The following is a 21,537-nucleotide window of genomic DNA, read 5'->3' on the forward strand; positions in this document are numbered from 1 at the left end:
TTGTCTCTCCTTCAGAAATCGTCGAGGCGCGCACTAACGTGCCGTCAGTACTACGTTCAGCTCAGCGAAAAAATCCCAGGACTGCCTGTTCGATTGCAGAGCGACTCGGCATGTACGCCTGCTCTAACACCGATGCATATGGGACCGGCGTGTCGGCTGACGCCACCCGACGCACCGGGCCATGCAGGTCGCCGAAGAGCTCTTCGCTGATCGTTGCCGCAAGCTCCGCCCCGAACCCGTTGCGGCGGACCGCTTCGTGCACGATGACGGCGCGGCGAGTCCTACCTACCGATTCGAGAATCGCATCAAGGTCGAGGGGAACGAGCGTACGCAGATCGAGCACCTCCGCCTCGATACCCGCGGCGCTGAGGTCGTGCGCAACTGCCAGGCAGTCGTGGACCTGTCGGCCCCAGCTGATGAGGGTGATGTCGGACCCTGGCCGCGCGGTCCTGGCCTTGCCGAGCGGCACCCGGTAGTCGCCGGCGGGCACGAAGTCCGAGGCGGAAAAGTACAACGGGTACATCTCGATGAACACCACCGGGTCGTCATCGAAAATCGACGACAAAAGTAGGCCCTTTGCGTCGGCCGCCGTCGACGGAATCACGACTTTCAATCCCGGGGTGTGGACGAGGGGGCCTTCGAGCATGTCCGAATGCTGCGCACCGAAGCCGCCGCCGGCGCCGGTCATGGTGCGAACGGTCAGCGGAACATTGGTCTGCCCGCCCGACATGTATCGCAGTTTGGCCGCATGATTGAGCAGCTGGTCCGCGCACACTGCCATGAAGTTCATGAGCATGATCTCCGGAATGGGCCGCATTCCGGTGATCGCTGCGCCGATCGCCGCACCCATGATCGCCTGTTCGGAGATGGGTGTCGGACGCACGCGCTCGAGGCCGTACTTGGTGGACAGGCCCTTGTGGATACCGAACCCACCGCCCTTCGGGTCCTGGATGTCCTCACCGAGTTCGAATACCGAATCGTCGATATCCATCGCTATATCGATAGCCTCGGAGATGGCCTCGATCATCTTCATTTCACGCCCGGCCACCGCGCCATCGCTGGGCTTACTTTGTACTGTCATCGAGTTTCCATCCCGTACACGTCGGTGGTCAGATCTGCAATATCAGGCAGCGGAGCTGCCATCGCGTATTCGAATGCGTCGTCGATTTCCTTCTGCAATTCACCCTCGATCGCGGCCACCTCGGCTTCGGTGCGATACCCGGACGTGATGATCCGGTCGCGCAATCGCGGCACCGGGTCCGCGTCGATAGCAGCCTTCAACTCTTCCGCAGGCTGGTACTCTTTCGTGTCACCCATCATATGGCCCTCGAATCGATAGGTAACCGCCTCGATCAGCGATGGGCCGTCACCTGCGCGTGCCGCGTCGATTGCGATCCGGGCGGCTCTGTACATCGCTTCGGGATCGTTTCCATCGACATGCATGGAACGCATCGAGTAGGCCGCACCGCGCTTCGCGATCTGATCGACCGACGTTCCTTGATCGTACGGCGTGTATTCCGCGTAACGATTGTTCTGGCAGACGAAAACAACCGGAAGCTTCCACAGCGACGCCAGATTCAGCGCCTCGTGGAACGCGCCGATATTCGCAGCACCGTCCCCGAAGTTCACCACCGCGACTTGACCACTCCGACGCATCTGAGCCGACAGCCCAACTCCGACAGCGATCGGTATCCCGGACCCGACGACACCGGTCGTCACGATCAGGCCGGACTTGACGTCCGTGATGTGCATCGGGCCGCCTTTTCCTTTGCAGCTACCACTCGCACGCCCGAAGAGTTCTGCGGTCAGAGTCCGTAGGGGAACACCCTTCGAAACTTGATCATGCACGCCGCGGTACATGGTCACCACATAGTCATCCGGCGCCAGCACGGCATTGATCGCCGCCGGAATGATTTCCTGCCCGCGCGCGGAGTAATACATCCCGCCGACTCTTCCCGCATTCATCATTGCGCGATACTGGTCGTCGTAGAGCTTTGCCTTCGTGGCGGTCGTGAATATGCGAACAAGGATGTCCGCGTCGACCACCGGTTCGACTTCTTCGGCGATTGAACTTGTCATTGATGCACTCCATTGGGCTGCCGAGCGGCTATCCGCTCGATCACGAATACGGGCTCTAGTTTGGATCTTCTGGAAGTAGTTTTTCCTGCTCGACCCTGCGGACCCCGGGCTTTCTAACCACGACATCGCCGCGAACCTTCACCTGACACGCGAGCCTGACACGGCGGGGATCAATTCTTCGTCTCCGCCCTGCAAGGTCCCTGGTCATCTCGGCCTCGGGCTCGGTGTGGGGAGAAACCAGGTCGAGTCCCTCGACGAGTTCGCACTTGCAGGCCGTGCACTGTCCCACCCCGAAGCAGAGCGTCGGCCAGTGGTATCCCTCGCGCCAAGCGGCCTGCATCAGGGACTCGCCCGCCCGCACCTCGATGACATGACCGGCAGGTTGCACGGTCATCCGGCCGGCGATGGGCTCGTCCGGTCGAGATTCGGCAGTCGGGGTACTCCCCGCCGTGCGATCGCTCATCGTGCCAGGTAGCGGTCGATTTCGTTATGCATTCCGTAGATCATCTTCTCGAACCGAGGAGACATGGTGGCCTCGGCGAACGCACTGCTCCGGTACCCGGCCTGCTGGCGCTGGATATTCTCGGTGTCCTGACGCAGAACGAACGGCAGATCCTTCACGGCGAGCGGGCCTTCCGGCTGTGCGGGAGCCTGCTCCCCGTCGGCCTCGACCGGAATCTGCATCGCAAACACCTCGAAGCGGCAGACATTCGGATCGGACCCGATCGGTCGCATCCGGTACAGCAGGAGGTTGCCGGTCAGTCCGAGGAACACCATGTTCGGGAAGACGTAGCCATAGGACGACGCCTCGGGATCGGGAGGAGGCAGCGGAATTCCGGCATCCTGCGCATACGCGAAATATTCTGCGAAGAAGGCCGGGACCATCTCCTCGTCCGGCAGCCCTTGGTGGCGGACCCGATCGCCGATGAACTCCTCGCGTTCGGTGAGGTACGCGCCGGCGGTGCCTTCGAACATAATCCGATTCTGTTCGAGGAAAAACTCACCGAACGGCAGGTGTGTGACGGGCATCGGCGCCATCGGAGCGCCTGTCACTTCATCGGTCTTCATCCTGGCACCAACATTGAAATGCCCATTGCCCTTGGGGTGGAACTCCAGGAAGTCCGCGTCATAATCGTCGCCTGTTGCTCCGAATGCAAGCTCCGGATGAGCTTGCATGACGTGGTATGCCTCGATAAATGCCTCGGTAGCCACCTTCCAATTCGCTGGAAGATCCAAGTACTTCCACCACCGGACCCGCATGCGGTCCATCCACATCGGCTCGAGATGCCTATCCATCGGACCGATGAACTCATCGAACGAAGGCGCATCATTGTCGAAATTGATCCAGACAAAACCATATCGAATCTCGGAACGAACCTCTTTCAGATTGATCTTCGATGGATCAATTGACTCTGCGATAAAACCATTTCGGGCATAAAGGTACGACTGGGTCCCGTCGAGGTTCCATCGCCACCCATGGAATGGGCACACAATCTGCTTGCCGCTGAATGAGCCGCAATCGAGTGCGAGTTGCGTGGCCCGATGCGGGCAGACGTTATGGAAAACCTTGATGGTCTCCTCATCGACCCGCACAACCATCACGGACTCTTCGGCGACTTTGTACTCAACGTAGTCGCCAGGAAACTGGACGTCCTCCACCCGGGCAGCCCACTGCCAAGTGTGCATCCACAGCTTACTGTTCTCTAGATTGGCAAATTCTTGGTCGTAATAGCGCTCAGCAGGAATATGCACCCCATCCGCCATACGGAACGGCACCCCGGACGTGTCTACATCGAGATCCGGGAGACACGGATTGACCTCCAACTGGGGTAGCGGCAATTCGCCATCCCCGGCCAAATTGTTTTGCTCGATCTGAGTAGTCAAAACATATCCTTCCAGTTATTTCCAACCCACCTGGTAAGCACTGCTTCTAGATTCTTCTTTGCTTCATCTAATCGTCGGCGCGGCTCCGAAGCTCACAATCACGGCATCATAATCGGTTTGCAGCCCCTCTATGAGATCGCTTCTGACCATAAGACTCCTTCTGATAACAAGCCAACAAATCAAAAGCATCGAAAACCCGTACAAAGAACAACCAGAAACAGGAACGCACCACACCCCATGCTCATGAAAGCTTACGTTTCACAATCGTCCAGGAGCCAATAGTCATTTCACAAACATTCAGGAATCGAAAGGCCGTGTCAAGGTGTGCCGTCCATCATCTACGCAGCAACGGAGAATTTTGCAAAAAAGGTGTAAGCGGATCGAGGACGTATCAGAAAAATGGTGTAAGCCGATCAAGGAAGTATCAGAAAAGTGGTGTAAGCCAGCCGAGCGGGTATCACCGACAAGGTACTGCGATGACCGCGAGAAGCCAGTGTGTGAACGCGAGCATTCTTGCGACGGTCGGCTCAGCGCCATGCCACAACAGCGCGTAGATCAGACGTGGACGCGTGGGCGTGACTCGTCTCCGGCGCATTCAACTTCGACGTACGCACGGCGGATCGCGAACTGACAAACATCAAACATCACATTGACCACGCCGGAAGGGTGGGACTGGCACGACGACCACCGGCTACACCCAGATCTAGGCTAGCCAACCGTGCCCATGCGAACACCCCACTGCGCCACCCTCACGCCGAGTTGCGGCCGCATAAGCGCGCCAGAAAACCCGACTGGCTCAATTTGAACGGAACTTTTCGTGTATTTGCGCAGAGCGCGCGGCGCCACCCCGGTGTGAGCGCGTCTGGCGCGCTTCTCCGCCCGATCGGCGATCGCAGACCGCGAGCATTTCGGCCCGCGTCGACTCGTCCGGAACCAAACTGGCGTGAGTGGCGAGAAGTTTCGCGAGCCGTGCGAAGTAGACCTTCGAAGATACGCCGAATGTTACGAAAATGTCTTCGTCACTTCCGCCACCGTAGGGCGCCCACAACGTTGCGAATTGGATGAGTTCCGCGGACCGGATTGTGCCGGCGGACCCGCCGGAAACGCCACCGAGTTCGACGACATCTGCGGAAGGTGAGGACATGTGGATCTCCTTGTACGGACGGAACGTGGAATCAAGTGGGGTGGATCTAATGGGATGAGATAGCGGCGACCGCTTCGGCGTGCATACGGCCGGCGCGGTAGGAAGACCGGACCAACGGCCCCGACATGACGCCCAGGAAGCCGATCTGACGTGCAATCTGTTCGAGATGACTGAACTCGTCCGGCTCAGCCCACCGCTCAACTGGATGATGCCGCGAAGACGGCCGGAGATACTGTGTGATCGTGATCAGTTGACAACCTGCCTCGTGCAAGTCATGCAGGGCCCGGATCACCTCGTCGTTGTTCTCGCCCAGCCCGAGGATGAGGTTCGACTTCGTAATCAGTTCTTCCTCCCGAGCTCTGGCGATCACCTCGAGCGACTGCTCGTAGGTGAAGCCCGGCCTCACCCTCCTGAAAACCCGGGGTACGGTTTCAATGTTGTGAGCCAATACTTCTGGCCGCGTATCGAACACTTCACGTAGTTGACTCGGATTCGCGTTGAAATCCGGTATGAGTAGTTCGACACCGGTTTCCGGGCACAACTGGTGAATCTGGCGCACGGTTTCGGCATAGAGCCAAGACCCTCCGTCCGGAAGATCGTCACGGGCGACACCGGTCACAGTCGCATAGCGAAGCCCCATCGACCGGACAGATTCGGCTACCCGGCGTGGCTCGTCGCGGTCCAAGTCACTGGGTTTGCCAGTATCGATCTGACAGAAGTCACAGCGCCGCGTGCACTGGTCTCCACCAATCAGAAAGGTTGCCTCGCGATTCTCCCAGCACTCAAAAATGTTGGGGCAACCGGCTTCCTGGCAAACAGTGTGCAAATTCTCAGTCTCGACCAGGGCAGCCAGCGCCCGATACTCTGGTCCGGTACGTGCTTTAACCTTCATCCATGACGGCTTCTTCTCCACTGGAGTCTGGGCATTGCGGACCTCCAATCGGAGGAGTTTGCGTCCACCAGGGGAGGTTCCGGCGGCGCCGGATTCAGACACGGATACGGGGTCAATTCTCATTTGCATTCCTTCGTTTGCCGGAGCTGGCGAGAGCTCGCCCAGAGAATCTGACTGTGTGCGATGACACGAGATCCTCGATATCGACAGGATCCCTTGTGGAGCGAACGCGCTGACGCATGTACGACGCGCGCGACAACCTTTGAGCAACTAAGTATTTGGTAACTCTCACATCAGGCGCAGAGGACTCGGCGACTACGCCAGGAGGCGTGCGGGTCCAGATCGAGGATGTCAAACGACCTCACGTTTGGCAATAGCGAATTGTGTCTCGTCCAGAAAACACGTCGCCCAATGAAGTCATCGCAGCACGGGGATCACTCGGCAACAACTTCGAACCCATACGAGGCGTACATCCCGATTCGCTTTCGAGTCGGTGAGATCGATCGAATGCACCAATGACCTGGCCGGCGGGCGCTGGCAGGTCACCCACCAATGACTCTTCTTGAAAAACACACCAGTTACACCCTTTTGTTGACGGGCCCCTGAAAACTGTTCACCCATAATTGATTTGAGAGAAGTCTTCATCTACCTTTCAGCCGTATGGAACAAGGAATCCTCTATGTCACCTCTCGTCCGAGTTCGCCCGAACGAGAAGCCGAGTACAACGAGTGGTACGGCATCCATCTCCGCGAAGTCTGCGCGATCCCCGGATTCGTCGGCGCTCGGCGTTTCGCTCCCGTTCAGGACGACGGCCCGTACGTTGCTGTGTACGACATCGAAGCTGAAAACATCACCGAGGCTCTGGCGGAGCTCTATGCCGCCACCGCAGAGGAAGGAAAGATGCAGATATCGGATTCCATGCAAATGGATCCGCCTCCCACGATCAGACTGCTCAGATTGTGTGGAACTCACGTCGTGAATCGCTGACTCACCCAGGAGCGGGTATCGAACAGCAGCCCCGGTGTCTGCCGCGGGCGTGGTAGCGCTCGATGTGTGGTTCTTCCAGACTGACTGAAAGTCGACCGATTCGTACAAGTCGAGAGCAACAGATATCAAGCACCATCGATCACATGCTCACCTTCATCGTCAGATACGGGTACGTCCCGTTCATGCTCTTGGGAATCAATGGAGCCGCAATCGCGCTGGCGGCATCCGGCGCGCCGAAATGGTCACTGGTGGCATTGATTCTCTTCGCAGTGGTCTGCTCTTTCGCGGCCGAACGGGCGCTTCCCTACGAATCTTCGTGGAATGAACCAGGACCGGACAGGTTTCGCGACGCTGTCCATGCGTTTGTCAACGAATCCCTCATCCTGGTCAGCGTCGCGGTCATCCCGTTGATGGCAGCGGTGATTCCGTTCGACGGGCTGTGGCCGAGCGGTCTTCCGTTTGTACTTCAGGTTGTCTTCGCAGTGTTGGTTGCCGATTTCGGCATCACCGTGGTGCATTTGATCAGCCACAAGGTTGGATGGTTGTGGCGTTTCCACGCGGTTCATCACAGCCTCGAACGGTTCTACGGTATGAACGGACTCATGAAGCACCCCGTGCATCAGACTTTCGAAACCGCCGGTGGCGTCCTGCCACTGATCCTCCTCGGGATGCCCGTTCCAGTTGCCTCGGCGCTCGCGGTTTGTGTCGCTGTCCAACTCCTGCTTCAGCATTCGAATGCCGATTACCGCATCGGCCCCCTGCGTCCGATACTCGCCCTCAACGCCGGCCACCGATTCCATCACCTGAAGTGGGCGGGAATCGGTGACGTCAATTTCGGTTTGTTCACTCTGATCTGGGATCACCTGTTCCGCACTTATTCTTTCGATCCGGAAAAGCGCTTCAGCAGTGACGATCTCGGAATGGCGGCCAAGCCCGACTACCCGGACGACTACCTCGGCCAGTTGGCCGAACCGTTCCGGAGACAGAACTGACGGACGATCGGTGGAGATTCAGCCCGCGAGTACCCGTCGCATAACGGGCTTGGCTGCAAACGCACTGGCCAACACCAACGCGATCCCCACAGCCAGGGTGACGCCCAACTGAACCAGCGCCATCGGAGTGGTCAATACGGCTGCCCCTGCCAGCGGGAAGAGGAACAGCAGTGCAGCGCCGGCGCCGGCCAGTGCCATCACCACCACGGGAGTGCGAACGTGCCTCATGCGGGCGCTGTCCATCACCTCGACAGGTGTGCCGGCCAAAGTCAGACTCCGATACAGCTCACGGTTGTCGAGGATCCCGGATACCTGGGTGAGCGCAGACGAGATGGCCGCCAACGTGAATGTTGCTCCGAGAGTGAACAACACCCCGGTTCTCATGTCCGCGAACAGGAACTCCTGCCCTGGCTGCAAATCCTGCCCTTCCCCGTTGCCTATCGCGGCGAGGAGAGATGTGCCTGCGGCAACGAAGCTGGCCATCGTCACACCGCTGACCGTGCGCCACACAGCCTTCGGATTATCCAGGACCCGACGCGCCGCAATCAGCGAAGCACCGTCTTTGGCGCATTTGAGCATGATCCGTCCAAGCAGCGAAATGACGAACGGACCGACCAACGCAACAACGCCGAAGCAGAGACCAAGGCCCACCAGGATTGCCGCGATGCTTGCCGCGGAGCCCCCGAATGCACTCCATCCCACAAGAACCCCCACCCCAGCCACAGCGAAGATCATCTTCGGTGCGGCGCTGGGATTGCCCGCCGTGACGCCCAACGGGCTCACGAACACCTGGCGCATCCCGAGCATCGACGTCAAAGCAGCCAGGATGGTCATTCCGAATACGATGCCCACCAGCGGAAGTGCGCCTACCCAAAGCTCACTCCACTCGAATGTCCGACCTTGAAATCTCAAGAGAGCTACGAGCGGCAACGCGAGGAGGTATCCCACCACACCGATCAACGCACCGGCCAAGCCCTGGATACCCGATTCCGCAGCGCACAGCGCAACGATCTGGCGAGGGGTGGATCCGATGAGTCGCAGCGAGGCAAGTCGTTCGTCGCGACGACGGGCGCCCAAGCGGGCCGCCGCCAGACCGAGAGTGATGGCTGGAACGATCATCAACACCGAAGCAACCCCTGCGAGTGCTAGGTACGCCTCGGCTTCGGGTTCGCTCGATCTGCCCGCGAATGCACCGTAGCCGCCGAGCACCGTCAGCAACAACGTCGTCGAGGCGGCAAATGCGGACACTGGGAGCGCGAAGGTACTCAAGGCCTTTCGCCCTTCACCGCGCACCGTCATCAATGCAACGCGCGCTGTGGCCTTCATGCCGCCACCTGTGTCCCGACGAGCGAACCGGCCTGCATCATCATCGTGCGATCACACCACCGAGCGACTTCGGCATCGTGAGTGACGACGACCAACGCAGAACCGATCTGTTGAGCCGAATCACGCAACACCCTCATCACTTCCCAACTCGTCTGCGCGTCGAGGGCACCGGTCGGCTCGTCTGCGAAGAGAACTGCGGGTTTGGTTACCAACGCTCGCGCAATCGCCACACGTTGCGACTGCCCACCCGACATCTGACCCGGGCGACGATCCTGCAACCCATCCAGCCCCAACGGCGCGAAGAAGCCGTGTGCCGTCCGCTTGGCTTCTGCGATGGACAACCCGTTGAGCACCAAGGGCAAAGCGACGTTCTCGATCGCCGGAAGCTCCGGCAACAGTTGGCCCGATTGAAAAACGAACCCGTACGACTCCCGTCGGAGCCGGCTGCGGTCGTTCTCACCGAGGTTCTCGATATGCCGGCCGCTCAGCAAGATTGCTCCCGAGTCGGGCTTGACGATTCCTGACATGCAATGCAGCAGTGTCGACTTCCCCGATCCTGAAGGACCCATGATGGCCGTGGCAGTACCGGCGCGCACTTCCAGCGATACACCTCGGAGCACCGGAACGTCGCCGTACGACTTGCCCAGCGCGTGGACCGACAGGACTGCGGGTGCTTGTGCGTTGTTCATGATTCCACCTTCTCGTGAACCCCTCGCCAGCACATCGGCCCAGCGCACGATCTTCGGACTGAGCTCGGTCCTACCGGAGGATGACCGGACCCCGAGCTCTGTCAGGGTCGTCACTATGATTTCCGACATGACCTGGTCCGGCGCCGTCCACATGCAGCCCGGAATTCTCATGTTCACCGGCGCAGTGGGATCCGCGCACATGCATTCGCACGCCGCTGTTCAGATCATGATCATCGACGACGGGGACGTCACGGTCACGGACGGGGACGGCCACAGTGCAGTCGTGCGGTCCGTGGTCATTCCATCCGGGGCGGTCCACGCGTTGTCCGCCTCCGAGGGTGCGCGGGGACGGGCGATCTACATTGACTCCACCACTGGGATGGGTCTGCGCATCAGGCCACCGGAGCCGGGCCGCGGTGGTGTGACCGACTGGTCGGACCGTGGGCAGACCGCAGTAGCGATGACGGACCGCGGCGCTGATTCGGATCTGGAATACGCAGCGAGGCTGATCGATTCACTATCCGAACACGAAAAGGCGTCGAGCCTGCGCGCTCTTCACCCGGCCCTCGAGCATGCCCTGACGCTACTTCCCGAGAGAATCTCGGGGCAGGTCACACTGACGGACATCGCCGCCCTGGTCTCCATCTCGCCCGGACGGCTGGGAAGAATCTTCAACGATCAACTGCAGATGAGCTTTTCGACCTACATCCGCTGGTTACGGTTACGACGTGCCATGGAAGTGATGAGCAGTGGCGCAACTCTGACAACCAGTGCACACGAGGCCGGTTTCACCGACAGCGCCCATCTCAACCGTATCTGCCACAGTATGTTCGGGCTCACGCCCAGCGCCGCGACCGGCGGCCTCACCTGGAATTGACGCTACTCCTCAACTGACGCTGTCCATCGCCGTTCTCGCCAGTAACGACAGACGACTGTAGAGGCGCGCCAATCCGGGCACGTCCCGGAGGCTGCCCGCAACGTCCTCCACACCGGCAGCGGCATACACCGTCAGTCGCGCATCGACGTCGTAGAGAACATCGACGACATTTCCGAAACGGCGAAGGGCAAATTCCGAAGCTTCGGCGAGCACCGGTACTCCGAAGATCACCCAGTCGTCGAAGCGGGAGGCAAGCTCGAGATAGTCGGCAGCCGAGGTCGAACCAGCGCACAGCACCTCGAAGTCGAACCAGACAACACCGTCTCGAATCGCCGAGCACTCCAATGTGCGCGTGCCTGTCGTCAATTCGACACTTTCGCCCGAAGGCCACGTAATTCCCGAGCCGACGAGGAATGCCCCTGTCGCAAAACGGTAGTCCCCGGCACCTGGCTGACCCGCCGTCCGATAGTCGACGGAGCCACCCAATTCGATCACCTCGAGAGTCCGCTCGATCAACTCGATCGACGGAACGAACTGCTCGTGAAAAAGCGGATTCGGAAGAAGATCGGTCGGCGGGACATTGGACGTGACAACAACAGTCACACCTTTCGCGACGATTGTGTCGAGAACCCTTGCCATGAACATGGCGTCGGCGACGTCGTCGATGTGGAACTCGTCGAAACAGAGCATGCGGATTCCGTCGACGACGTGGTCCAGCGCCGCGCCCATCGACCCGAGTTCGTGCGCCCGAGAGTGCAGATCTGCAAAGAACCGATGAAAGTGAATGCGCTGCTTGCCGACTCGGATGCTCTCGTAGAACTCGTCCATGAGCATCGTCTTACCGCGGCCGACGCTACCCCAGAGGTAGATCCCTCCGCCGACCTCACCGCCCGAGATTCGGGCCCGCAGTGCATCGAGGGCTTCATGTGCCGCCAACTGCTCTTCGTCCAGTAACATGAGGCTCCTCTACATCTGTAGAGTCGAGGCTAGTGACCGAGGGCAAATCGAGTCAATGTGACCCTCACGACGCACCATCTGCAGCATGCAACTCCGGGAGCATGCAACATCGACAGCAAGGAACGACATGAAGCCCGATCGCAGAGCCCTCATGGCGGCGTCCGCCGTCACGATCATCGCCGAGCAGGGCCCGCGTGCACTCACCCACCGGGCGGTTGATCAGTCCCTGGAACTTCCTGCCGGTTCGACGTCGTACTATTTCCGCACTCGCGAGTCACTTCTCGAAGCAACCGCATTGCACATCGTGCACCGGTCACGTTCGACTTTCGACGAACTCCACGAGAGGCCCAGCGATCCTGCTGCCCTGACGGCCGAGTATCTCGACGATCTTCTCTCGCACCGCAGACACGAATTGATCGCGCGCTATGCACTACTCGTGGAAACTCCCCGAGATTCGGCATTGCACCAACTCCTCGAAGGCAGCGTGTTTTCGTTGGAGAAGGCAAGACCCGTCTTCGAAACCGTTGGCGTTGACGACCCTGATGTCTCTGCCGCAAATTTCCTGAGCCTACTGGAGGGCTTGATCTTCGACTATTGTCTCGGATCACGTAGCCGGGACCCTCACTCCAGCGAAACCGTTCGGCAACTTCGGATCCCGATCGACATCTACCTTCACGGAGTGGGGGTCCTCTGAAAAACCTTGGTCAGCAGAGGCTTCCGGTACAGGGTTGTCGACCAGAGAACAGCGCCGCGACAAAGGGAGTGCTGTCTGGAACCGAAGCCGGGACGGTCCCCAGATGATCAGTGGGATAGGTATGGAATGCAAAGTCCACACCGTTGGCAGCGAGGTCAGCCGCGAACTTCAGTGTCAGCGGTGCCGGAACATCGATGTCCGACAACCCCTGACCGATGAAGAACGGGCGGTCGTATCCTGCGGTCGGCACAGTGAGCAGTTCACGCGCAGCCTCCATGAATACTGGGTTGTCCAGCGACTTCGTCAGCACCTGCCCGAGTGTGACGGTTCCGTACTTCGTGCGCGCCTCGGTGTAGCACATGTTGTTCTCGACGTCGTCGAGGATGGTCTTGCCGAGCGGGGTCAGATACGAGTCGATGTCGATGTCCGGCCGCGAAGCACGCAGTCCGTCAAGAACGTTCGCGATGTAGACCGTCGTACCCTTGAGCGGAAGCGCCGGGAAAGCCGGACCACCGAGCGGTAGAAGATTTTCGATGTTCGAGGGGACACCAGTGGCGACAGCGCCGCGGTAGTCCAACTCCGGCGCGTAATCAGTGGCAAGCGAAGCGGTGAACATAGTCGCCTGCCCACCCTGCGACTGTCCCATCGCAACCCATTCGCTCGACAGGTCGTCGTCGACCGCACGAGCGGCACGCACCATGTCCACAACGCTGTGTGCAGCGGAACGACCGTCGAGATACGGGTGAACACCAGGTGTTCCGAGCCCCACGTAGTCGGTCGTCACCACCGCGTATCCCTGCTCCAGCCAGTGACCCAGATGCGTCGCGGTCCGTTCGAGCGGAACACTGCTGCTCGGCGCACACTGATCCGCGACACCCACCGTTCCGTGCGCATAGGAGATGACCGGCCAACCACCCTCGGGCGGAGCCCCCTCTGGGCGATACACCACACCGGTACTCGTCATCGGCGCATCCTTCGGGCCCGTCGACCAGTACGTCACCTTTGTCGCGCTCACGGCACCCGGGATCACCCGATCGGGACCGAGTAACTCCTGACTCACGACAGCACCCGGAGCATCGTTCGGTTCCGCTGCGGCCGGCGCCGCAACTGTCAACGCCACCAAAGCACTCGCACTCAGCCCGACGAGCGTCCTACCCAGTCGCTTACTCACGTACTTCTCCTACGATTGCGGTGACGGTGCATATGTGGTGATCGGCCCCACATCAGCCGATCGAGTTCAGACCATAGAACAGCCTTACCAATTGGTCAACCTAAATTTCCATTCCGCATCTACCGTCGTGACACGCCTGCTCGGGTAGGGTGGCGGTGTTCGATACGTGCAGGTCCCCAGCGAGATCAGGAGGCCGAAAGGCTCTCTCATGTCAGCACCTGATCTCCCGACCTTCCCTGCTTCGCAGCAGAAGTCGGTGGCCGCGATTCTCCGAGCAGCAGGTTGCGTATTCGCCGAAGACGAGGCTCGCCTTCTTCTTCACACCGCACGCTCTCTCGATGAACTCGACGCGATGGTCGACCGACGAGTTGCCGGCGAACCACTCGAACCTGTCCTCGGATGGGTCGAGTTCTGCGGCTTGCGTATTCACATCGACTCTGGAGTCTTCGTCCCACGCCGGCGCACCGAGTTCCTCGCCCGGCAGGCCTGCTCACTCGTCGTCTCGGGAAGCGTCGTCGTCGACATGTGTTGTGGCTCAGGAGCTGTCGGTACCGTCCTGCAGTCGACGCTCGATGCCGTCGATTTGTACGCGGTAGATGTGGAACCAGCCGCGGTGCGGTGCGCTCGCCGAAACATCACACCGCCCGAGCGCGTACTCGAAGGCGATCTCTTCGAACCACTGCCGACGGAATTACTCGGTCGCGTGGATGTGGTCGTTGCCAATGCACCTTATGTCCCCACCGATTCGATCAGGCTGATGCCGCCCGAAGCCCGTCTTCACGAACCGCTGGTCTCGTTGGACGGCGGCACCGACGGACTGGACCTGCAGCGACGCATCATCGCGGACGCTGCGCCGTGGCTACGACCGGGTGGCTGTCTTCTCGTCGAGACGAGTACGGAGCAGGTCGAAATGACTGTTGAAACATTCACTCGGGGAGGTTTTCTCACTCGAGTGGCAACCTACAGTGAGACCGCCTCGACCGTGGTGATCGGTCAGTGTTGAAGGCGATCGGATCCTGGCGTGGACCACTCCCGAGCGCGGGCGGCAAAGCCGTCGACAAAAAGCCCGAACGCACGATCGACGCGGGCCCGGTCCCCAGTGGCCAGAAGATCCATCGACAGACCCCGCATTTGCGAGAGCAACAGAGTAGCGACAGAGGCAACATCGTCCTCGGGGCAACCCGCTTGTCGTAGACCGGCTTCCAGGGCCTCGATCCAATCGCCTACAAAACGGTCCAGGAACCGTCCGTAGCGTTCGCGGTCGCCGAGCGCGAGGGCGTAAATCTCGACCATCACTCGGAACCGCGGCAGGACCTCCGGCGTCGTACGTTCGGTCCACCACGCGGTCAGCACTGTCGCCGGATCGACCCCCGGTTTCATCGGAACCGCAATCGGAATGGACTCACCACGCATGTTCTCGATGACCTCGGAGAGCAGGTTCTCCTTGCTCTCGAAATGGTTGAGCAACGACGCATGCGACACACCTACGGCCTTGGCGAGCTGCCTCACCGTCAGTTCCCCGACACCGTTGTCGATGACGTAGCGGGTCAGCGCGTCGAGCAACTCCTCACGTCGCCCGGCGTATCTCAGGCTGCGTTTGTCGATGCGTTCGGGCTCCGGCACATACCCACCCTACCGGCCGGAATCACCAGGTCAGCGGCTGACTGCCTTCTGATACCGACGAATAGCGAACGGCACGAAGACGATCAGCAAACCGAAAGTCCACAACAGCGACGCGATGACCGGATTCTGCAGTGGCCACGCATCCGGAACCGTCATCGCAGGATTGGTATTGCCGAACAGTTCACGCACCGCCTGAGTCACCGCCGACACCGGATTCCATTCGGCGATCACTTTGAGCGGGCCGGGAAGATTGGTGGTCTCGACAAAAGTGTTCGCGATGAACGACAGCGGAAAGATGACGATGAAACTCGCGTTGTTGAACACCTCCGGCGTGCGGATCCAAAGCCCGACAACAGCCATGACCCATGACAATGCGTACGCGAAGAACAGAAGCAGCGCATACCCGGCCACCGCCTCGAGGAAGCTGGAATGGATGCGCCACCCCACCAGAAGACCGGTCAACGACATGACCACCAAGCTGATGACGTTGATCAACACGTCACTCGATGTTCGGCCGGTCAGCACGGCAGACGGAGCCATGGGCAGCGATCGAAATCTGTCGATGATTCCTTTCTGAATATCTTCGACCATCCCCAAACCAGTCCAGGTAGCACCGAATATGACCGTCTGCGTGAAGATTCCGGCGATCAGGAACTCTCGATACGACGTGCCCGGGACGGAGATCGCGCTGCCGAACACGTATGCGAACAAGAGCACGAACATGATCGGCGACAAAGTGGTGAACACCAGTAGATCCGGAACGCGCTTGATCTTGATCAAGTTTCGCCTGGCGATGGTCAAACCGTCTTCGAGCGCCATCTGCACGGTCATTTCTGATCCTCCAGTTCAGCCTGGTGCCCGGTCAGTGTGAGAAAGACATCGTCGAGAGTGGGCCGGCGCAGACCGACGTCGAACACCCGAATGCCTCGTGCCGACAGGAGATTCAGCGCTGCGACCAACGCATCTGTACCGTCGTCGACAGGAACGGTGACGCGACGGACATTCTCTTGAACCTGAATGTCCCCCACGGCAAGCGAGCGCAATTCTTCTCGGACGATGTCGAGATGTTCGACCTCGTGCACACTCAGTTCGATGCGCTCACCCCCGACCCGCGCCTTCAGCTGATCTGCAGTACCGCGCGCGATGACCGAGCCGCGGTCGATGACGGCGATCTGGTCGGCCAACCTCTCGGCTTCCTCCATGTATTGCGTCGTGAGCAACAGTGTTGTCCCCTGCGCCACCAACCCTTCGATGACATCCCAGAGACCGAGTCGCGCACGAGGATCGAGGCCGGTGGTCGGCTCGTCCAGAAACAACACCTGCGGCCGAGCAACCAATGCGCCGGCGAGATCGAGACGTCGCCGCATTCCGCCGGAATAGCCCTTGACCGGCCGATCTCCAGCCTCGACGAGATCGAACTGCTCGAGCAATTCACGCGCTCGGGCCTTACTGCTTCGGGCGCCGAGGTGATACAGCCTCCCGACCATGTCCAAGTTCTCATAGCCCGTCAGGTACTCGTCGACCGCGGCGTACTGACCCGAAGCACCGATCTTGGACCGCAACGCCCGCGCATCCTCGACCACGTCCAGCCCGGCAACCTTGGCGCGTCCACCGTCCGGAATGAGCAGCGTCGTGAATATCCTTACCGCAGTCGTTTTTCCGGCGCCGTTGGGACCCAATAGAGCCATCACCGAACCCTCGCGCACTTCCAGGTCGATGCCGTCCAATGCCGTGACGTCGCCGTACTTCTTGACCAGCCCCTCGGCCACAATCGCTTCGGTCATGAGCCCTCCCGCATCGGTAATCCGTCGGTAGTCCGTTCCCCAGTGTGACCCAGGAGGCCGACACATTCCAGGATTTTTCACGCAACAGTCCGAAACGCTGCACCACAGAACAGACCACCACCCCCCGGATTGCCAGAAACATCACCTCCCAGGATCACCTAGGATCTCCCGGTCTCGGGTACCTGGTTGATTCCAGTCGAAGATAACGGTGACGACGAAGATCGGGTCAGTCCGTCGACTCACCCGATCTTCGTTGCGCCATCGGTTTCGGCTGCAATTGGTAACTCGGGCAGCGATACCGCCCCCGTCCGCTCCACCTTCACTGCCAACGTCACCGCGGCGGCCAGTGCTGATAYGCCCGCTCCGATCCAGTACAAAACCGCGAACGAATGCAGGGTCGGCACAGCGCTCGCACCGATCACCACCGTTGAACTGGCCAATACCGCTGCCGCAACGGCGCTTCCGGTGGAGGTACCGACCGAACGGAGCAGGCTGTTGAATCCGTTGGCCGAGGCAGTCTGATGGATCGGCGCAGATTCGGTGATCAGAGTCGGCATGGCTGCCAGGGAAAATGCCACACCGGCCGATACCACGGCAGCGCCGATCACGATATTGACCAACGTCGGCGCCAACAGCACACGCAAGACATATCCGATTGCAATGACGATCGCACCCGACGCCAACGTAGCCTTCGCTCCCCATCGCCTCGTCACTTTCGACGACACCGGCGCCAATCCGATCATCAGGACTCCGCCCGGCATCATCGCCAGTCCGGCTTCGGCAGCCGAGAGTCCGAGACCGTCCGCCGACGCCAGGGGCAACTGAAGTTCCTGCGTTGCCGCCAACGCGCTGATGAACATGGCAAAACCGAGTAATACTGCGCAGACGTTCGAAACCAGAATCGGAGCGCGAAGGGAAGTCCGCAGATCGACCAGTGGTGCCGGCGTGTGCAGTTCCCACGGAATCCATCCACAGAGCAAGACCACGCCTGACGCGATCAGAACCAGAACCTCGGGGCTTGCCCAGCCCCATTCGGTTCCTTTCGAAACGGCCAGCAGCAGTGCAGTCATAGCGAGCGTGAGGACTGTGGCTCCCAGAAAGTCGAAGCGTCCGCGACTCTTCACAGTCGATTCCGGCACCACCAGCGGCAAGACGACTATCAGTACGACCCCGAATCCACCGGTGACCCAGAAAAGCGCGGGTAGTCCCCAGTGCGCCGAGATCACCCCAGCCATCGGCATACCGAACATGCCACCGATCCCCAACGTCGCACTCATGAGAGCTACTGCACCACTGAGCTTTTCCGGAGGAAGGACATCGCGCATGATGCTGATTCCGACGGGCAGAAGTGCCGTCGCGAACCCCTGCAACGAGCGCCCGAGGATCAGTAACCAGAAACTCTGGCTGAGCGCAGCAACCATGCAGCCGACGATCATCACGGCAAGACAGACGAGCATCATCGCGCGCTTGCCGAACATGTCGGCGAGTCTGCCGATGAGAGGGGTTGCGACGGCACCGGTCAGCAACGTCGAGGTCACCAGCCAGGAAGCGGTGGACGACGATACTCCCGATGCCGTCGCGAACGCAGGCAGGACCGGCACCACCAAGGTCTGTTGCAGCGCGACCACCACACCGCTCAGACTCAGGACGCCGACGACCCACCCGGTCCGCGCTTTCGCGCGAACAGTCTTGTCCGTCAAGCGTTCGAGCGAGCGGCTACTCCGGCGTCGACAGGAACCACGATGCCACTCATGTGGGCACTCGCGTCGGCGGCGAGGAACAGGACTACTCGCGTGATCTCGAAGGGATCCAGCCAACCGACCGGCTGCGCATGCAGAGTCGCGTACACGGGTTCGACGTCGTCTGCCGTCGGCGATTCGAGGTCAGGCCGCATCATTGCGTACATCATGTCGTTGTGAATCATCGGCGTCGAGATATTCCCCGGCGCAATAGCATTCACGGTCACACCCGAGTTGGCCAGTTCGAGCGACACACTCTTCGTCAAACCGATGACGCCCCATTTGGAGGCGCCGTACGCCGCCATCTGGGTGCCACCGGATCGACCCATCATCGAGGAAATCGTGATGATGCGACCGTATCCACGTTCCGCCATTCCACCTGACACGGCCGCAACGGTGTTGAACACACCGGTCAGGTTCGACGAGATGACTTCGTTCCACTGTGCCGACGTCATCGACGTGATCGGAGCGGGCACGGACACACCGGCATTCGCGACGGCGATGTCGACACGGCCGAACTCGGCTTCAGCGCGGGCAACGAGCGCGTCCATTGCGTCGCGATCAGCAGTGTCTGCCTTGACGGCAATGCACCGACGACCGGTGGCTTCCACCAAACGAACGGTTTCCTTCAGATCCTCCTCGTTTGCGAGGGGGTAGGCGACGACATCACTGTTCTCGCACCGGTCGCAGATCACGATGTCCGCGCCACGCTCCGCGAATGCGACAGCGTGGGCGCGCCCCTGACCGCGTGCGGCGCCGGTGATCAGTGCAACTTTTCCTTCGAAGCTGCCTTCGAGGCTGTTCATGCCGTCTCCTAGTTCGTCGTATGCAAGCGTGCGCTGTACTGCATGCGTACTCCGAACCCGCCCGAAAGAAACAGTCGATCCCGGACAGCGGGAATCCAGCCGATCACTGGTAAACGGCGGTCTCGAATTCCAGGTATCCGTTGATGGATCCAGCGTCCGCGAACGGCAGAATCTGCGTTGCCCAGAACCCGCCGACGCCGGTCTGCCGGTCGATCCAGTAATAGAGGTTGGCAAGACCCGCCCAAGCCAGCGATCCAGCCGGCCTACCGGTGGGTGCCACCTCTTCATTTGTCATGAAGGAGTATGCCCATCCCTTGGGTACACCGGGGAAGAATTCCGCATCGTTGGACAGCGTCGGGAGAACTCCGGGCAACAACCCCACGTGCTGGCCTTCGAGCCCGTTCTGAACGGCTGCAGCTACCGTCTCCGGCGACAACACGCGACCGGATGTGCCCGCGCCGTCGTTGAGCCACATACGAATGAACTTCGTGTAGTCGCCGACAGTGCCGTGCAAACCGTGGCCACCCATGTGCACCTCGGGTTCGGCCGGAAGCTCGAATCCGATGAGCGGAGTGAGGCTTCCGTCGCTCTCGCGCTGATGGATCGGCGCAAGTCGATCCTTCATCGACGGGTTCATCGTGAATGCCGTATCGGCCATCTCGAGAGGTTCGAAGATGCGCTCACGCATGACATCGCCGAGTCGCTGACCTCGAATCGACTCGACGACCTGTCCGGCCCAGTCGATGTTGGTGCCGTACTCCCATTTCTCACCCGGGTCGAAGAGCAGCGGTGTCGTGAGCGCCGCTTTGCTACACGTGATCACGCTGGGCTGCCCATGTTCCTGTGAGAGCCGGTTGTACGACTCGTTGAAGAAGTCGTAGCCGAACCCTGCAGTGTGAAGGAGCAGCATGCGAGTGGTGATGTCACGCTTGGGTTCTCGAAGAACGGGGTTTCCGCCGGCCTCGAAACCGTCCAGGACCTTCAGCTCACCGATGTCGGGAACATAGGTCGCTGCTGGTGCATCGAGATCGAGCAACCCCTCCTCCACACATTGCAGGACAGCGGTACCGGTGATCGCCTTGGTGGTGGAGAAGAGCGCAAAGGTTGTATCGAGGGTCATCCGAACGCCGGAACCGAGAGTCCGCTCACTCGCAGCACCCTCGTAGATGTTGCCTTCTCGATCCGTGATCATCGCGACCACACCCGGGACGCGATCGGCCCCCTGAGTTGCTCGCGCCAGCACGTCGTCGAGGCGCTGCTTCGAAAGGGGCTTCCGCGCAATATCTTCGATCGTCACTGCATTTCTCCATCCGACTTGCAACTTGTCTTGTCGAACAGAATGTAACGGCGATCACACACCCGGCTCTGCCTCGAAACGGCAGGAAAACTGTCTCGTTTCGGCAGAACCGGGCAGAGTCTGGAGTCAGCTCTGGGGCGCTCCGATATTCACCAGCCAGGAAATGCCGAATTTGTCTGTACAGGCGCCGAATTCGTCGCCCCACATCTGCTTCTCGAGCGGAACGCTGACGGTACCCGTTCCCGACAGTTGCTCCCAGTACCCGCGCAGCACATCGCCGTCGTCGCCGCTGAGGCTCACTGTGATGTTGTCGCCGGGGTTGTACGGCATGCCGGGCGGAGTGTCAGCACCCATCAGGGTGTATCCCTGATCGGTTTCGAGCATTCCGTGCATGATCTTGTCCCCGCCTTCGCCGGGATTGCCGAATTCACCGAACGTGCTCAGCGCCAGCGTGCCACCGAAAATGCCCTTGTAGAACTCCAACGCTTCACGCGCGTTACCGTTGAAACTGATGTACGGATTGAGTCGAGTTGCCATGACGTACTCCTAGCTCGTGGGATTGCTGTCACGTTCGATTTCAATCCTTGCAGAACGCT

General features: G+C 60.2%; 22 protein-coding genes. 5 read left to right on the forward strand and 17 right to left on the reverse strand.

Features of this window, described 5'->3' with window-relative positions; translation table 11 throughout:
- Nucleotides 1–61: 61 nt before the first annotated feature.
- The 6 genes from AC1DWA_RS12970 to lipA form a co-directional block, all read right to left on the reverse strand.
- Nucleotides 62–1,081: an alpha-ketoacid dehydrogenase subunit beta gene (locus AC1DWA_RS12970; RefSeq protein WP_477846396.1), complete on the reverse strand. Its 1,020-nt coding sequence runs from the start codon at nucleotides 1,079–1,081 to the stop codon at nucleotides 62–64.
- Nucleotides 1,078–2,079 (reverse strand): thiamine pyrophosphate-dependent dehydrogenase E1 component subunit alpha, encoded by a 1,002-nt coding sequence (locus AC1DWA_RS12975; RefSeq protein WP_219110262.1) that lies wholly within the window; start codon nucleotides 2,077–2,079, stop codon nucleotides 1,078–1,080. Before AC1DWA_RS12975 ends, AC1DWA_RS12970 begins: the two co-directional genes overlap by 4 nt.
- 55 nt (nucleotides 2,080–2,134) lie before the next feature.
- Complete coding sequence (locus AC1DWA_RS12980; protein ID WP_219110263.1) at nucleotides 2,135–2,542, reverse strand: 2Fe-2S iron-sulfur cluster-binding protein; 408 nt, start codon at nucleotides 2,540–2,542, stop codon at nucleotides 2,135–2,137.
- Entirely contained in the window at nucleotides 2,539–3,963 is a 1,425-nt protein-coding gene (locus AC1DWA_RS12985) for an aromatic ring-hydroxylating oxygenase subunit alpha (protein WP_477846397.1), read from the reverse strand. The genes AC1DWA_RS12980 and AC1DWA_RS12985 overlap by 4 nt, the downstream gene beginning before the upstream one ends.
- Before the next feature lie 796 nt (nucleotides 3,964–4,759).
- Nucleotides 4,760–5,107, reverse strand: a complete 348-nt coding sequence (locus AC1DWA_RS12990) for a hypothetical protein (RefSeq protein ID WP_477846398.1) — start codon at nucleotides 5,105–5,107, stop codon at nucleotides 4,760–4,762.
- Nucleotides 5,108–5,153: 46 nt separating this feature from the next.
- Complete coding sequence (gene lipA, locus AC1DWA_RS12995) at nucleotides 5,154–6,122, reverse strand: lipoyl synthase (protein ID WP_477846399.1); 969 nt, start codon at nucleotides 6,120–6,122, stop codon at nucleotides 5,154–5,156.
- Nucleotides 6,123–6,659: 537 nt separating this feature from the next.
- Between lipA and AC1DWA_RS13000 the strand changes: the two genes are divergently transcribed.
- Together AC1DWA_RS13000 and AC1DWA_RS13005 are read left to right on the forward strand one after the other, a co-directional pair.
- Nucleotides 6,660–6,986: a hypothetical protein gene (locus tag AC1DWA_RS13000; RefSeq protein WP_477846400.1), complete on the forward strand. Its 327-nt coding sequence runs from the start codon at nucleotides 6,660–6,662 to the stop codon at nucleotides 6,984–6,986.
- 143 nt (nucleotides 6,987–7,129) lie between these two features.
- Nucleotides 7,130–7,978, forward strand: coding sequence for a sterol desaturase family protein (locus tag AC1DWA_RS13005; RefSeq protein ID WP_211918208.1), 849 nt, complete (start codon nucleotides 7,130–7,132; stop codon nucleotides 7,976–7,978).
- Nucleotides 7,979–7,996: 18 nt separating this feature from the next.
- Here AC1DWA_RS13005 and AC1DWA_RS13010 read toward each other — a convergent pair whose 3' ends face one another.
- Both AC1DWA_RS13010 and AC1DWA_RS13015 read right to left on the reverse strand, forming a co-directional pair.
- Entirely contained in the window at nucleotides 7,997–9,304 is a 1,308-nt protein-coding gene (locus AC1DWA_RS13010; RefSeq protein ID WP_019746873.1) for an FtsX-like permease family protein, read from the reverse strand.
- The gene (locus tag AC1DWA_RS13015; protein ID WP_054188043.1) at nucleotides 9,301–10,146 is read right to left on the reverse strand and encodes an ABC transporter ATP-binding protein; all 846 of its coding nucleotides are present in this window, start codon (nucleotides 10,144–10,146) and stop codon (nucleotides 9,301–9,303) included. The genes AC1DWA_RS13010 and AC1DWA_RS13015 overlap by 4 nt, the downstream gene beginning before the upstream one ends.
- On the opposite strand from AC1DWA_RS13015, the gene AC1DWA_RS13020 reads away from it, so the two are divergent.
- Nucleotides 10,121–10,870 (forward strand): helix-turn-helix domain-containing protein, encoded by a 750-nt coding sequence (locus AC1DWA_RS13020; protein ID WP_477846401.1) that lies wholly within the window; start codon nucleotides 10,121–10,123, stop codon nucleotides 10,868–10,870. The two genes, AC1DWA_RS13015 and AC1DWA_RS13020, sit on opposite strands and share 26 nt — an antisense overlap.
- 9 nt (nucleotides 10,871–10,879) lie before the next feature.
- On the opposite strand, the gene zapE is transcribed toward AC1DWA_RS13020, so the two are convergent.
- Entirely contained in the window at nucleotides 10,880–11,827 is a 948-nt protein-coding gene (gene zapE / locus AC1DWA_RS13025) for a cell division protein ZapE (protein ID WP_477846402.1), read from the reverse strand.
- Between the two features lie 127 nt (nucleotides 11,828–11,954).
- Here zapE and AC1DWA_RS13030 point away from each other — a divergent pair, with 127 nt between their 5' ends.
- Entirely contained in the window at nucleotides 11,955–12,521 is a 567-nt protein-coding gene (locus AC1DWA_RS13030) for a TetR/AcrR family transcriptional regulator (protein ID WP_477846403.1), read from the forward strand.
- Nucleotides 12,522–12,531: 10 nt separating this feature from the next.
- Here AC1DWA_RS13030 and AC1DWA_RS13035 read toward each other — a convergent pair whose 3' ends face one another.
- A complete protein-coding gene (locus AC1DWA_RS13035) occupies nucleotides 12,532–13,692 on the reverse strand; it encodes a lipase family protein (RefSeq protein ID WP_182261273.1) in 1,161 nt (386 codons plus the stop codon).
- 208 nt (nucleotides 13,693–13,900) lie between these two features.
- Here AC1DWA_RS13035 and AC1DWA_RS13040 point away from each other — a divergent pair, with 208 nt between their 5' ends.
- Nucleotides 13,901–14,695, forward strand: a complete 795-nt coding sequence (locus tag AC1DWA_RS13040; protein ID WP_020906129.1) for a putative protein N(5)-glutamine methyltransferase — start codon at nucleotides 13,901–13,903, stop codon at nucleotides 14,693–14,695.
- On the opposite strand, the gene AC1DWA_RS13045 is transcribed toward AC1DWA_RS13040, so the two are convergent.
- The 7 genes from AC1DWA_RS13045 to AC1DWA_RS13075 all read right to left on the reverse strand — a co-directional run bounded on the left by AC1DWA_RS13045 (nucleotide 14,686) and on the right by AC1DWA_RS13075 (nucleotide 21,478).
- The gene (locus AC1DWA_RS13045) at nucleotides 14,686–15,315 is read right to left on the reverse strand and encodes a TetR/AcrR family transcriptional regulator (RefSeq protein ID WP_019746866.1); all 630 of its coding nucleotides are present in this window, start codon (nucleotides 15,313–15,315) and stop codon (nucleotides 14,686–14,688) included. The two genes, AC1DWA_RS13040 and AC1DWA_RS13045, sit on opposite strands and share 10 nt — an antisense overlap.
- 30 nt (nucleotides 15,316–15,345) lie before the next feature.
- Complete coding sequence (locus AC1DWA_RS13050; protein ID WP_003945537.1) at nucleotides 15,346–16,146, reverse strand: ABC transporter permease; 801 nt, start codon at nucleotides 16,144–16,146, stop codon at nucleotides 15,346–15,348.
- Nucleotides 16,143–17,099: a daunorubicin resistance protein DrrA family ABC transporter ATP-binding protein gene (locus AC1DWA_RS13055; RefSeq protein ID WP_003945489.1), complete on the reverse strand. Its 957-nt coding sequence runs from the start codon at nucleotides 17,097–17,099 to the stop codon at nucleotides 16,143–16,145. The genes AC1DWA_RS13050 and AC1DWA_RS13055 overlap by 4 nt, the downstream gene beginning before the upstream one ends.
- 239 nt (nucleotides 17,100–17,338) lie before the next feature.
- Complete coding sequence (locus tag AC1DWA_RS13060) at nucleotides 17,339–18,799, reverse strand: MFS transporter (RefSeq protein WP_477916698.1); 1,461 nt, start codon at nucleotides 18,797–18,799, stop codon at nucleotides 17,339–17,341.
- Nucleotides 18,796–19,644, reverse strand: coding sequence for a mycofactocin-coupled SDR family oxidoreductase (locus tag AC1DWA_RS13065; protein WP_003945658.1), 849 nt, complete (start codon nucleotides 19,642–19,644; stop codon nucleotides 18,796–18,798). Before AC1DWA_RS13065 ends, AC1DWA_RS13060 begins: the two co-directional genes overlap by 4 nt.
- 103 nt (nucleotides 19,645–19,747) lie before the next feature.
- Complete coding sequence (gene acmB / locus AC1DWA_RS13070) at nucleotides 19,748–20,941, reverse strand: methyl acetate hydrolase AcmB (protein ID WP_477846404.1); 1,194 nt, start codon at nucleotides 20,939–20,941, stop codon at nucleotides 19,748–19,750.
- 126 nt (nucleotides 20,942–21,067) lie between these two features.
- On the reverse strand, nucleotides 21,068–21,478 hold the full coding sequence (locus tag AC1DWA_RS13075) for a VOC family protein (protein ID WP_003945857.1): 411 nt from the start codon (nucleotides 21,476–21,478) through the stop codon (nucleotides 21,068–21,070).
- Nucleotides 21,479–21,537: the final 59 nt, after the last annotated feature.

Source organism: Rhodococcus sp. P4_F3_2, assembly GCF_056401335.1.

Coding starts and splice junctions, on each gene's coding strand:
- zapE (WP_477846402.1), bottom strand. CDS start 11,827: ATGTTACTGGACGAAGAGCAGTTGGCGGCACATGAAGCCCTCGATGCA.
- AC1DWA_RS13040 (WP_020906129.1), top strand. CDS start 13,901: ATGTCAGCACCTGATCTCCCGACCTTCCCTGCTTCGCAGCAGAAGTCG.
- AC1DWA_RS12990 (WP_477846398.1), bottom strand. CDS start 5,107: ATGTCCTCACCTTCCGCAGATGTCGTCGAACTCGGTGGCGTTTCCGGC.
- AC1DWA_RS13030 (WP_477846403.1), top strand. CDS start 11,955: ATGAAGCCCGATCGCAGAGCCCTCATGGCGGCGTCCGCCGTCACGATC.
- AC1DWA_RS13020 (WP_477846401.1), top strand. CDS start 10,121: ATGACCTGGTCCGGCGCCGTCCACATGCAGCCCGGAATTCTCATGTTC.
- AC1DWA_RS13065 (WP_003945658.1), bottom strand. CDS start 19,644: ATGAACAGCCTCGAAGGCAGCTTCGAAGGAAAAGTTGCACTGATCACC.
- AC1DWA_RS13050 (WP_003945537.1), bottom strand. CDS start 16,146: ATGACCGTGCAGATGGCGCTCGAAGACGGTTTGACCATCGCCAGGCGA.
- lipA (WP_477846399.1), bottom strand. CDS start 6,122: ATGAGAATTGACCCCGTATCCGTGTCTGAATCCGGCGCCGCCGGAACC.
- AC1DWA_RS13055 (WP_003945489.1), bottom strand. CDS start 17,099: ATGACCGAAGCGATTGTGGCCGAGGGGCTGGTCAAGAAGTACGGCGAC.
- AC1DWA_RS12975 (WP_219110262.1), bottom strand. CDS start 2,079: ATGACAAGTTCAATCGCCGAAGAAGTCGAACCGGTGGTCGACGCGGAC.
- AC1DWA_RS13005 (WP_211918208.1), top strand. CDS start 7,130: ATGCTCACCTTCATCGTCAGATACGGGTACGTCCCGTTCATGCTCTTG.
- AC1DWA_RS12980 (WP_219110263.1), bottom strand. CDS start 2,542: ATGAGCGATCGCACGGCGGGGAGTACCCCGACTGCCGAATCTCGACCG.
- AC1DWA_RS13000 (WP_477846400.1), top strand. CDS start 6,660: ATGGAACAAGGAATCCTCTATGTCACCTCTCGTCCGAGTTCGCCCGAA.
- AC1DWA_RS13075 (WP_003945857.1), bottom strand. CDS start 21,478: ATGGCAACTCGACTCAATCCGTACATCAGTTTCAACGGTAACGCGCGT.
- AC1DWA_RS12970 (WP_477846396.1), bottom strand. CDS start 1,081: ATGACAGTACAAAGTAAGCCCAGCGATGGCGCGGTGGCCGGGCGTGAA.
- AC1DWA_RS13010 (WP_019746873.1), bottom strand. CDS start 9,304: ATGAAGGCCACAGCGCGCGTTGCATTGATGACGGTGCGCGGTGAAGGG.
- AC1DWA_RS13015 (WP_054188043.1), bottom strand. CDS start 10,146: ATGTGGACGGCGCCGGACCAGGTCATGTCGGAAATCATAGTGACGACC.